At 69.3% G+C, this 11,844-nt stretch carries 12 protein-coding genes; 7 read left to right on the forward strand and 5 right to left on the reverse strand.

The annotated features are described in order from the left end of the window. Position 1: 1 nt before the first annotated feature. The gene (locus tag ACLJRM_RS22095; RefSeq protein WP_146044289.1) at positions 2-346 is read right to left on the reverse strand and encodes a hypothetical protein; all 345 of its coding nucleotides are present in this window, start codon (positions 344-346) and stop codon (positions 2-4) included. Further along, the gene (locus tag ACLJRM_RS22100) at positions 343-714 is read right to left on the reverse strand and encodes a YbaB/EbfC family nucleoid-associated protein (RefSeq protein WP_410664167.1); all 372 of its coding nucleotides are present in this window, start codon (positions 712-714) and stop codon (positions 343-345) included. The genes ACLJRM_RS22095 and ACLJRM_RS22100 overlap by 4 nt, the downstream gene beginning before the upstream one ends. A gap of 116 nt (positions 715-830) precedes the next feature. On the opposite strand from ACLJRM_RS22100, the gene mycP reads away from it, so the two are divergent. Continuing rightward, a complete protein-coding gene (gene mycP, locus ACLJRM_RS22105; protein ID WP_101609857.1) occupies positions 831-2,111 on the forward strand; it encodes a type VII secretion-associated serine protease mycosin in 1,281 nt (426 codons plus the stop codon). A 130-nt stretch (positions 2,112-2,241) separates the two neighbouring features. On the opposite strand, the gene ACLJRM_RS22110 is transcribed toward mycP, so the two are convergent. Together ACLJRM_RS22110 and ACLJRM_RS22115 are read right to left on the reverse strand one after the other, a co-directional pair. Next, positions 2,242-2,553 carry a hypothetical protein gene (locus tag ACLJRM_RS22110; protein WP_101609856.1) on the reverse strand — a complete coding sequence of 104 codons (312 nt, stop codon included), beginning with the start codon at positions 2,551-2,553 and terminating at the stop codon, positions 2,242-2,244. Positions 2,554-2,557: 4 nt separating this feature from the next. Then, positions 2,558-2,860 carry a hypothetical protein gene (locus ACLJRM_RS22115; protein WP_410664168.1) on the reverse strand — a complete coding sequence of 101 codons (303 nt, stop codon included), beginning with the start codon at positions 2,858-2,860 and terminating at the stop codon, positions 2,558-2,560. A 142-nt stretch (positions 2,861-3,002) separates the two neighbouring features. Between ACLJRM_RS22115 and eccCa the strand changes: the two genes are divergently transcribed. The 6 genes from eccCa (at position 3,003) to ACLJRM_RS22145 (ending at position 11,057) form a co-directional block, all read left to right on the forward strand. Further along, positions 3,003-6,971: a type VII secretion protein EccCa gene (gene eccCa / locus ACLJRM_RS22120; protein ID WP_410664169.1), complete on the forward strand. Its 3,969-nt coding sequence runs from the start codon at positions 3,003-3,005 to the stop codon at positions 6,969-6,971. 86 nt (positions 6,972-7,057) lie between these two features. Then, a complete protein-coding gene (locus ACLJRM_RS22125) occupies positions 7,058-7,426 on the forward strand; it encodes a hypothetical protein (protein WP_101609853.1) in 369 nt (122 codons plus the stop codon). 34 nt (positions 7,427-7,460) lie between these two features. Next, entirely contained in the window at positions 7,461-8,915 is a 1,455-nt protein-coding gene (locus tag ACLJRM_RS22130) for a hypothetical protein (protein WP_410664170.1), read from the forward strand. 12 nt (positions 8,916-8,927) lie between these two features. Beyond that, positions 8,928-9,344, forward strand: a complete 417-nt coding sequence (locus ACLJRM_RS22135; protein WP_101609851.1) for a hypothetical protein — start codon at positions 8,928-8,930, stop codon at positions 9,342-9,344. Positions 9,345-9,447: 103 nt separating this feature from the next. Then, positions 9,448-10,575, forward strand: a complete 1,128-nt coding sequence (locus ACLJRM_RS22140) for a hypothetical protein (RefSeq protein WP_410664171.1) — start codon at positions 9,448-9,450, stop codon at positions 10,573-10,575. A gap of 89 nt (positions 10,576-10,664) precedes the next feature. Next, positions 10,665-11,057: a hypothetical protein gene (locus tag ACLJRM_RS22145; protein WP_101609849.1), complete on the forward strand. Its 393-nt coding sequence runs from the start codon at positions 10,665-10,667 to the stop codon at positions 11,055-11,057. Positions 11,058-11,129: 72 nt separating this feature from the next. Here ACLJRM_RS22145 and ACLJRM_RS22150 read toward each other — a convergent pair whose 3' ends face one another. Then, positions 11,130-11,831, reverse strand: coding sequence for an IclR family transcriptional regulator (locus ACLJRM_RS22150; RefSeq protein ID WP_005158149.1), 702 nt, complete (start codon positions 11,829-11,831; stop codon positions 11,130-11,132). Between the last annotated feature and the right edge of the window lie 13 nt (positions 11,832-11,844).

Below are 11,844 nucleotides of genomic sequence, written 5' to 3' on the forward strand. Positions count from 1 at the left end.
TTCAGGAAAGCTGGATGAGGATGGCGTTGGCGGCCTCGGCGTCGCGCGCCTCGTAGGCCTTCACCAAATGCTGCCCGGCCGCGGCGATGTCGCGGTAGAAACGCGGGACCGAGGGCGCCGCCTCACGGATCGAAGCGTCCGCTCCGGACGTCCGGTTGTTGAACACGAGCCCGATCAGCCCGTGACCGAAGGTCCCGGGGCCGGGCAGCGTGGCCTGGATGTTCGCCCACGCCGTCGCGAGCTGGGTTCCTTCCGCGTCCAGCACGATCATCTGCTCGGCGGTGTCGATGGTGTACATGTCGACGACGTCGTCACCGTCGATGCTGACACGGTCCTCCATGCTCATCGCTCGCCTCCCGCGATCCGCCGGTCCAGTTCGTGCACTACGGGCCCGAGTCGCAGGTCGGCCGTCTCGGGTGTGACACCGGCCGGGAAAAGGTCCGCGATGATGGCGAACCCCTCTTCGTGCGCGAGTTCGGCCGCACGATGGACGGTCTTGGTGATGGCCTGTGCCAGGCCCGTGGAGTCCGGGGTCCGGAAGACCCGCGGGTCGAGGCGCAGCTCCACCAGTTCGCCGTAGCCGCCGACGGTCACGCTGATGAGCTCGTCGTCGGATTCGGTGGTGGCCCGGATCTCGGCCATCCGCCGTTGCTGCTCGCGCAGACCCTGCTCTGTCCTCAGGTATCCGGCTTTCCTGTCGGCGAAGGTTTCCACCGTGCCTCCTCGTTCGGTCGGTACGAGTGTCGCCGGAACGAGGGTGCCGCGAGGTGGCGTGACAGGTTGCGGCCACTCCGGCGAGACCGGGCCCGTCCTGCCCGACGATTGCCGAAATGAGACGACTTCCGGCACTCGCGGCGGCCGGTGCGCTGGCCGCGGTTCATCTGGTCGGCGGGGCCGTTCCGGCGTCCGCGGCTCCACCGGCAGGGGTGTGTCACGATCCCGATCCCGCCCACGAGCGGATCCAAGCGCTCCCGTGGCCACAGCAGACGCTCGATCCGCAACGGGTCTGGCCGCACAGCAAGGGGGCGGGCGTGCTGGTCGCGGTGGTCGATTCGGGCGTCGACGCCGACCACCCGCAGTTGCGCAGACCGGGCAAAGTACGGACGGGCCGGGATTTCTACCTGCCCGGCGGGCTGCCCGGCTCGTTCGACTGCGTGTCGCACGGCACCGGGGTCGCGGGCATCATCGCCGCCGATCCGTTGCCCGGCATCGGATTCCACGGCTTCGCCCCGGACGCGGAGATCCTCCCGGTGCGGATCACCGACCGGGACATCAGCGATCGGGGAGAGTCGCTGCGGATCAACCCGGACGCGGTGGCCGCCGGAATCCGTTACGCGGCCGATCAAGGCGCTCGTGTGATCAATCTTTCGCTGGCGGGGTTCAGCGATTTCCCCGCCATCCGGGCGGCGGTGGCCCACGCGGTGGCCAGGGACGTGGTCGTGGTGGCGGCGGCGGGCAATTCACAGCAGAACGCGGCGGCCGGGCTACCGTCCTTTCCGGCCTCTTACGACGGTGTGCTCGGCGTCGGCGCGGTCGACCGCGCGGGGGCGAGGTTGGGAACCTCCCAGGTCGGTTCGTACGTCGGCATCGTCGCGCCCGGCGCCGAGGTGCTGACCGCGACCAGGGAAGACGGCCACACCCAGGTCGACGGAACGAGTTTCGCCGCGCCCTTCGTCGCCGCGACCGCCGCCTTGGTGCGCTCGGCGTGGCCGCACTTGTCCGCCGCGCAAGTGATCCAGCGGTTGAAGGCCACGGCCGATCCCGCGCGAGGCGGACTCGGCAGCGCCGCCTACGGCGCCGGACTGGTCGATCCCTACCGCGCGGTGACCGACGGCCTCGATCCGGAGAAACCCGCGGCGATGCCCGTTTTCGTGCCGCCACCTCCGGATCTCGCCGGACTGGAGAAGGCCGCGCGGATCGAGAAAACCGGGACCACGGCGAAATGGCTGACCGTCGCCGCGCTCGGTGCGCTGGTGCTGGCCGGGTTGGTGGCGGCGCTCGTCCCGCGGGGGAACAGGCGCCGTTGGCGGCCGGGCCGGGTGACCTCGGCGCCCGCCGAGCCGCGTGTGGCCGAACCGCCCGAGCAGGTTTTCCTGATCCGCGAACGGTGACCGAGGCTCAGGGGTGAGCGCCGGCGCACCTGCCGCGCTCACCCAAGAGTCCCAAGTACGTGAAGGCCCCCTTCACCGCGTCTAGCGCAATGAAGGGGGCCTTCACGTACTTGAAAGGAAACCGCGGGACTCAGCCCATGCCGCCCAGACGGTTGATCGACATGTCACGGGCGTTCACCAGCGAGTGGGCCCCGTTGGTCAGGGCGTTGCTCGTCCGGTCGTGACCGTCCCACTGCTCGTTGGCGAGCCGCTGGTTGAAGCGATCCTTCTCCACGACGGCCTGGCCGTATTCGCCCTGGGCACCTTCATAACTGAAGTTCTGGGCGCGCTGGTGCAGGAGATCGGTGTTGTCGCGCGCTTCGGCGCCGGTCTTCTTGGTGCTCTGAGCCGTATCGAGAGTCTGCCCCAGGTTGAGGGTGACCCTTTCCTGGTTGTGCGCCATCGTTCTACCTCCCGTAGTTGAATCCGGCCGCGGCCTCCGAGTCGGAGGACGCGTGAGCCTGCAGGCCGTAGTGGATTCCGTCGGCGGTATCGCCGTACTGGGTGCCCACCTTGGTGACCTGCGTCCCGAGCTGGTCGTAGGCGTCGTTGGCCGCGATGTTCATCCGGCCGCTGTTCTGCGCGACCATCGCCTGGGTGTTGCCGTTCAGCCGGTGTTGGCCGTCGTTGATCTGGCCGACCGAGTCGGTGATGAACGAAACCTGGCGCTGACCCATCCCGAGATCGAGATCGACGTCTTGATACGTCAAGGGGTTCTCCTTTCCTTTCTCCGGACCGACGATCACTGTCCTTCTTCAGCGAAGGTAGGCGGCGTGGCGCGCTCGCTCGGCCGCCCGGCATCTTCCTGCCATCGCCGTCGAGACGATCGTGTGGGCGCGGAGGATTCCGGGTATGTCGACAGTCGTCGTGAAGAGGCCGGCCCGCCGGCCGGCTCCGGACATGCCCGCCGGAGAGCTGCTTCTGCAGCCGCCGCCGGAGATCCCGCCACCGCCGTCGAGGCAGTGGGCGCAGATCTTCATGGTGCTGCCGATGGTGGCCATGATGGCGGCGATGCTGCTGATGTACTCGGGCTCCATCGGCGGATCCATGCGCTTCGTCGTCTACGGACTGATGGGCGTCGGCATGCTCGGCATGGTCGCCATGGGTTTCCTGCAGGGCGGCGGCCCGAGCAAGCGGGAGATGGGCCACGCCAGGCGAAAGTACCTGCGCCACCTTTCACAGCACCGGTTGCGGCTGCGCCGATCGGCCCGCAAACAGCGTGCGGCGATGGAGTACCTGCACCCGGATCCCGCTTCGCTGTGGTCGCTGGCGGTCAGCTATCGGCTCTGGGAACGGCGCAAGGAAGACCCCGACTTCGCCGTCGCCCGCATCGCCCGTGGACGGCAGCGTCCCGCGCTCACCGTGGTCGCCCCGGACACGAAGCCGCTCGAAGAGCTCGAACCGCTGTCGGCCTTGGCGTTGCGCCGGTTCGTCACGACCTACGCCACGATCGACCGGCTGCCGATCGCCATCGCGGTCAACGGGTTCAGCCGGATCCACGCGCGCGGCGATCGCGACGCCGTCCTGGGCATGGTGCGCGCGATGCTGGCCCAGCTGGCCGTCATGCAGTCGCCGGACGATCTGCGCGTCGCGGTCTGCGTCGGCGAAGATCGCCGCGCCGACTGGGAATGGGTCAAGTGGCTCCCGCACGTGCTGCATCCGGAGCGCACCGACGCACTCGGCCCGCTGCGACTGGTCGCCACGACCATCCCCGCGCTGGAGTCGATGCTCGAAGAGGAGCTCACCAAACGGCCGCGGTTCGACCCTGAGGCGGCCACTCGCCTGCCGGGCCCGCATCTGGTGGTGGTCCTGGACGGCGGCGCGGTCGCCGGTTCCGACCACCTGATGACCGGCGGCGGTGTCGAAGGGGTGACCGTGGTGGACCTGAGCACCGCGCCGCCAAGGGCTTTCGACCGGACCAGCGTGCTGCTCGACGTCGCCGCGGACGGCGATCTGCTCAGCGAGACCGTCGACGGCGCGGTCTCCCTCGGCCGGGCCGACCGGCTCGGTGCGGTGGCCGCCGAAGGCCTCGCCAGGCAACTCGCGCCGTTGCGGCTGACCTCGGGCCTGCCCGGGGAGGCGCCGATGAGCGGTGAACTCGGCCTCGCCGAACTGCTCGAACTCGGTGACCCCTACGACTTCCATCCCGATGACACCTGGGTGCCCCGGCCCAATCGCGACCGGCTCCGGATCAAGCTGGGGATCAAGGAGGACGGGACCCCGATCGAGATCGACCTGAAGGAATCCGCACAGGACGGGATGGGCCCGCACGGCCTGCTGATCGGTGCGACCGGCTCGGGCAAGTCGGAACTGCTGCGCACGCTCGTGCTGGCACTGGCGGTCACCCATCCGCCGAACTCGTTGAACTTCGCCTTGGTCGACTTCAAGGGTGGCGCTACCTTCAGCAGGCTGGACAAGCTCCCGCACACCAGCGCCGTGATCACGAACCTGGCCGACGAGCTGCATCTGGTCGACCGGATGTCCGACGCGATCAACGGTGAGCTGATCCGCCGTCAGGAACTTCTTCGCGCGGCGGGGAACTTCTCCTCCTTGCGCGACTACGAGAAGGCGAGGGCCGCGGGTGCGCCGCTCCCGGAGGTGCCCACGCTCCTGGTGATCTGCGACGAGTTCTCCGAACTGCTCTCGGCCAAGCCCGACTTCATCGACATGTTCGTCCAAATCGGACGGGTCGGCCGGTCGCTCGGCGTGCATCTCCTGCTCGCCTCGCAGCGGCTGGACGAAGGCAGGCTGCGCGGTCTCGAAGCCCACCTGTCGTACCGGATCGGGCTGCGCACCTTCTCCGATATGGACAGTCGCGCGGTGCTCGGGGTACCGGACGCGTTCACCCTGCCGAGGGCTCCCGGGCACGGCTTCCTGAAGGTCGGCACCGAACCGATGGACCGCTTCCGGTCCGCCTACGTGTCCGGTGTGTACCAGCGCGCCACCGGGGCGGGCTCTGCGTCGGCGTCCGCCGAGGCATTCGCGCTGCACGAGTACACGACCGCGTACCTCGCCCCGGACCTCGACGATCCGCCGGAGGAGCGCACGGGCGACGACGATCCGGACCTGGCCACCGGCGAGACGCTGCTGGACATCCTGGTCGACCGGTTGGAAGGACGGGGAGCCGCGCATCAGGTGTGGCTGCCGCCGTTGGGGGACTCGCCGACGCTGGACCAGTTGCTGCCCTCGCTGGTCATCCATCCGCAGCGCGGGGTGACCCCGAATTCGGCCGAGGCGGCGGGTGCGCTGCGCCCGGTTCTCGGCATCGTCGACCGGCCGTACGAGCAACGCCGCGACCCGCTGATGCTGGACCTGTCCGGTGGCGCCGGGCATGTGCTGGTGCTCGGGGGACCCCGGTCGGGCAAGAGCACCACGCTGCGCACGATCATCACCAGTGTCGCGCTCACCCACACGCCGCGGGAAACGACTTTCTACTGCCTCGATTTCGGTGGTGGCGCACTCGCTTCAGTCACCGGCCTGCCGCATGTCGGGGGTGTCTCCGGCCGCCTCGACACGGGCGCGGTCCGGCGCACCATCGCCGAAGTGGCGACCCTGCTCGCCCAACGGGAACGGCTGTTCGCCCAGCACCAGATCGACGGGATGGCCACCTATCGCAAGCTCCGGGCCGAGGGAGGATTCGCCGAAGACCTCCACGGTGACGTGTTCCTCGTCATCGACGGCTGGCTGACCCTGCGCAACGACTTCATGGATCTCGAGGAGACGGTCAACGACATCATCGCGCGTGGCCTCGCCTTCGGTGTCCATGTCGTCGCCGGCGCCACGCGTGCCTTCGATCTGCGGATGAACGTGCGGGATCTCTTCGTCAGCACGCTGGAGCTGAAGATCGGCGATCCGATCGATTCGGTGATCGACCGGCGGGCGGCAATGAGTGTGCCGCCCGATTCGCCGGGACGAGGCGTCGCGATGAGCGGGCACCAGATGCTGGTTTCGCTGCCGAGGGTGGACGGAGTGTCCGGCACCGAGGATCTGGCGACCGGGGTGGCGACGCTGGTGGACGCGGTCAAGAAGGCATGGCAGGGGCCGCCCGCCCCCTCGGTCCGGCTGTTGCCGCCCGTCCTGCCCTACCTGGAGCTCCCCGCGACCGACGAACCGTCCGGACCGGACGCGGGCTTCGCCGTCGGCATCCACGAGCGCGACCTCAGCCCGTTGCGCCTCGACTTCGCCGACGACCCGCATTTCCTGGTGCTGGCGGACATCCGCAGCGGCAAGACCAACTTCCTCCGGGTGCTCGCCAGGCGGATTTGCCAGGCGTACACGCCGGAAGAGGCACAGATCGTCCTCGTCGACCATCGCCGGGGACTGCTCGGTGAGGTCGACGGTGAATACCTGATCGGCATGGGGGTCAACGATTCTCACAGCTCCGAGCTGCTGGCACAGGTGGCCGAGCGGCTCACCGCCCGGCTGCCGGGCCCGGACATCACCACCGACCAGCTGCGGAACCGCAGCTGGTGGACCGGCCCGGAGATCTTCGTCCTCGTCGACGACTACGACCTGGTGGCGACGCACAAGGACCATCCGCTGTTCGCGCTCTTCCCGTTGATCGCACAGGCTTCGGACATCGGCCTGCACGTCGTGCTGGCCCGCCGCAGCGGTGGTGCGGGTCTCGGCCTCGGCGAGCCGTTCCTCTCCAGGCTGCGCGATGTCGGCGCGTCCGGCCTGATGATGTCCGGCGACCGGGACGAAGGGCCACTGCTCGGCGGAATGCGTCCTCAGGTGCTCCCACCCGGCCGCGGCTGGCTCGTCGACCGGCGCGGGACCAAGAGCCTGACCCAGGTCGCCTGGTTGCCACCCAAGGAATGACCGGTGGCCGCTTCCTGTCGCGGCCCGCCCGCCACGCCGCCGGCGTGGTTGCCTTCACCAGACGTATTGGAAACGAGGAGCACGACATGGGATCCGGCGAAACCGTCGACGGCGACACCGTGGTGATGATCGAGGCCGCCCAGAGTTTCAACAACATCGTGCAGGACGTCCCGAAGCTGATGTCACGCCGTGTCGAAGGCGCGTGCGGTGGCGGCCTGGACGAATGCGCGGCGCTCGTCCAGGCCGACGCGGCGGCCACTCGTTCCCTGCAGATGTTCGTCATGGGCGTGCGATACGGCATCGCCGCCTACGGCAAGTTCGCCAGGACTTCCGGGGTCGCCTACCGCGACGCGGACGCCGCGGCGGCCGCCAATCTCGTCCTCGGGTGGCGTCTGCAGAACACCGGGTCCGGTCTGCCCGGACTGGAGACCTACCAGCAAGCGCCGGCGAAGTAGCGGCACCTCATGGCCTCGAAGAAGGTGCGCGACGATGGGTAACTACGAAAGCCTCTCCTTTTCCCAGCTGCACACCAAGATCAGGATCGAATACCAGCACATCGGCAGGCTCCGCGACGCCGCCGTGATGTGGGATGAAGGCACCCAGTGGATCGGCGACACGCTCGGCCGGTTCAAAGGGCAGGTCGAAAACCTGACCTCGCACTGGCCGGACAAGGCGGGCTACGCGTTCGCCGTCCAGGCGCAAAGCGACATGAACAACATGCGGTCCTGGATCAGGGCGGACGGCGAACAGGTCGCCTTGCCACCCCAGCAGATCTCGACGAGCCCCGGCGAAGGGTGGAAGTACACCGAAAAGGGCATCGTGGCGTCCGACATCGCGGGGCAGCTCCGGAGATTGGCGGATCAGCTCCAGTTCGTGTTCACGGCCGTGGACGGTTTCTATCGCGAATACACGGCCAGACCGGCGGAATCCGCTGAAAGCCGTAAGGACGCCGAAGAGTTCTATCGGAAGGAATCGGTCAAGCTGATCGCTCCGCTGGGCACCGCCTACACCCAGGTGGCCAATGCGCTGCCCGGCGCCTCGGGCAGGCACTGGAACGGCGCGCAGAGCGTGGTGGTCCCGGAGCTGCGATCCGACCGCCCGGCGGACGACGGCACGCCCGCCGGCGACGGGGCTTCGACCGGTGGCGGGGATCCGAGCCAGCCGGGATCGGCGAACCCCGGTGAGCCCCAGGAACCGAATCCCGGTGACACACCGGAGACCCCCGAAGAACAGAAGCCGCTCACGCTCCAGGAACAGCTGGATCTGGCCTCGTCGGGGCTCGACGTCGCCAGCAAGGCCGTCGACCTCGGGGGCAAGGTCGCCGAACAGTTGCTCGGCGCGGGCGGGGCCGGATCGGTGGACGTACCGGATCCGGCGACCGTGCCGAATCCGTTGGAAGGCTGGAAGCCCGGTGAGTCTCCGTCGCTGAGCGGCCTTTCGTCCCCGGACAATCCGCTGGGCCTGCCGACCCTCGCCGGTCTCGGCGACGGTGGCGGCGGAATCGGCGGTGGCCTGGGGGCGGGCGGAATCGGCTCGGGCAGCGGCATTTCGCCGATGCCCGGAACTGCGTCCCCGGCGGCCGGCGTGGCGGGTTTCGGGGCCGCGCTACCGGGAACCTCCGCCGCGGCGGGGTCGGCGGGCGGAACGACGGGCCTGGGCGGAAGCCCGGGGATGATGCCGATGTATCCGCAGAACGGCGCGGGCGGGAGAGCGGGCGGCGGCGATATCAGGCCGGGAGCCGCCGAACACGTCAACGCGGTCCGTTCGCGCAAACCCGAGGGCGAACCGGGCGTGGCGCTGCGAGGCAGGGCGGGGGAGGCGCCGCGCCCGCCGGTCACCCGGCAGCGCCCGGTCGTCGAAAACGACGTCGTGCACGTGCTCGACGAAGACCTGTGGCAACTCGACCCGGCCACCGATCAACCGAAATACCGCACCGGATACTAGGAGGAGGGGCTCATGTCCGACGTCGTAGACGGCGACCCCAGCTCGATGTTCGCTTATTCCCAGCAACTCAAGGCACCACCGATACCGGGCTCGGTGACCGCGGGTCTCGCGACACCGGCGAATCTGTCCGGGATGGTCGAGAGCGCGCTCTTGTCGGTGCTGGATCAGGCCGTCACCGCCGAGATCAACGCCTATCTGGGCGTTGTCACCGCGGACATGGTCACTTACGGCGCGAAGGTCAAGCAAGCCGCCGCGACCTATTCCCTCGCCGACATCACCAGCGCGCTCGACCTGGCCACGTCCGGGGTCAAGCTCGGCCAGAAGGTGGTCGGCGTCGCCAAGCAGGTGTCCGGGGCCGCGGGCTCGCAGTCCGGCACGACGGATCCCACCGACACGGGCGCGGGCGACGGCTCGCCGCAGACCACTTAAGGAGCCTCTCTTGTTCCCGTATGGCGTACTTCCGATGGAAGTCATGGTCGGGTGCATCACACAGACACAGCTCTGTGTCCCGGTCCTCATGCAGAAATCGGCGATGTGGAAGGAGGCGCGCGTCTGGGTCGAAGAGGCCAAGGTGGAGTTGCAGACCCGCGCCAACAACCTGGCCCCGGACTGGACCGACGACGCGGGCAGGGCGTTCGAGGAGAAGACCAAGCTGTCGCTGGCCGACCTGACGATGTGGGGTCAGCGGATCGACGACTCCCGGGTGTCGGAGAACCTGGCCTCGCTGGCGGCCGCCCTGCCGGAGGCGCAGGGGATCGTGCTCGGGATGGCAGGCGAGTACGAGGCCATGCTGCTCAGTCTCAACTTCCCGGGAGCGTTCGCGGTGCAGCAGAAGGCGGGCGTCTTCCTGAGCGGATTGGGTACCCGCTTCGACACGACGATGCTGTCGATGTGCGCCGCCGCCGGGATCGCGAATCCGGCCGATCTGCTGCCCGGTTTCCCCCAGGTCACCGGTTCCGCCGCGGACGCGGTGAAAACGGCCGACGCGGCGGTGAACCTGCTCACCGAGGTGCAGAGCCTGAGCGAATCCCTCGGCGGAAGCGGGGCGGGCGGGAAGCTCCCGGACTCGTCCGGCCTTCTCGGCGGCTGGAACGGGTCGGAAGCACCGTCCGCGTCCGGTCTCGCCTCGTCCGCGGGGAACGGGCCGACGCTGGCCGGGCTGGCACCCAACGCCTTGGCGTCCGGCACCCTCCCGGGCGCCCCGCTGAGCGGCTTGTCCGGTGGCGGCCTGCCGTCGGGCGGCCTCGCGTCGCTGCCGCCCATGCCGCTGGGAACACTCGGCGCCGCCGGTGGACTCGGCGGGGTTCCGGCGGCATCGCGAGCAGGCTCGGGAAAGCGCGCCCTCGGTTCGATGGCGGAGATCCCGCCGGGCGGCACGATCGGTTCCGCGAAGGGCGCCGGAGGCGGGATGATGCCGCCGGGGATGCCGCAGCACGCCGCGGGGACGGCCGGAACGGTGCGACCGGGAGCGGCCGAGCACCCGCACGAGCGTTCCGAAGACGCGCCGAGGCCCGCTTCGGGGGCCGACGGCGTGGTGGCGGCACTGCGGGGCAGAGCCGCCGACGGTGACGGGAACGGCTTCACGATCCCGGGCCACCGGCGGGCGGCCGAGTCGGACACGGGATCGCTGCAACTGCTGGAGGACGACACCTGGCGGTGAGCCCCCCGAACGAGACCATCGACACTCCTCCGGCCCGGATGTGCCATGCTCGACAGCGCACGAGGCGGCGAAACCGAGAGGTGACGAGGGTGTCCATCTGGGCAGGCGTGATCAATTTCGTCCGGGCGCGATACGAAGTGCTCGAAGAACGGGGCGACTGGCTCCGGTTCCGGGTCGACACCGAAGACGGCCGTGGCCAGCAGGTCACCTTGCACCATCTGCCGGACCACGACGGGCTGGAATGGGTCGAGCTCTCGTCCCCGGTCGGCTGGGCGGACAAGATCGACCTGCGGCGCCTGCTCGAACTGGCGGGTGGCGACTCGGTCGGCGGCGCGGCGATCGTGGACGGCGTCGCCCTGCTCAAGCACACGGTCCCGCTGGCCGACCTGAACCTGCAGAACGAGTTCGGGCATCCGCTGACGTCCCTTGTCGCCCGCGCGGACGCCTTCGAGCACGAGCTCACCCGGGCCGACGAGTTCTGATAGGACGGTAGAACGTGAAGGGCCCCCTGCTCACAGCATGAGCAGGGGGCCCTTCACGTATTTCGAGAGAGCTCAGAGGCGCTCCTGCAGCGCGTCCGCGGCGGCGAGCAGGTCCGCGGCCCAACGGGCCCCCGGCTTACGCCCTATGCGTTCGATGGGCCCGGAAACCGACACCGCGGCGACGACGGTGCCCGTCGAATCCCGCACCGGCGCCGAGACACTCGCCACACCCGGTTCCCGCTCGGCCACGCTCTGGGCCCAGCCACGACGGCGGACTTCGAGCAGTGTGCGCTCCCCGTACACCGCTTCGGAAAGGATCGTCCGCTGCGTGTGCGGATCCGACCAGGCGGCGAGCACCTTCGCGCCGGAACCCGCCGTCATCGGCAGCCGTGAACCGATCGGCACGGTGTCGCGGAGCCCGCTGGGCGGCTCCGCGGTCGAAACGCAGACGCGCTGGACGCCGTCGCGACGGTAGAGCTGAACGCTTTCCCCGGTGATGTCGCGCAATTTCGGCAGCACCGAACTCGCCGCGTCGAGCAGCGGGTCGGTCGAACCGCCCGCCAGTTCCGCGAGCGCGGTACCCGGCCGCCAGCGCCCGTCGGGGCCCCGGCGCAACAGGCGATGCACCTCGAGACCGACCGCGAGCCGGTGCGCCGTCGCGCGCGGCAATCCCGTCCGCGTGCACAGTTCCGCCAGGCCACAAGGATCTTCGGCCACGGCCTGAAGCACGGCCACGGCCTTGTCGAGTACTCCGATACCGCTATGCTGTCCCACAAGCCGATACTAT

It is taken from the genome of Amycolatopsis sp. lyj-84, assembly GCF_046549075.1.
GTDB lineage: Bacteria > Actinomycetota > Actinomycetes > Mycobacteriales > Pseudonocardiaceae > Amycolatopsis.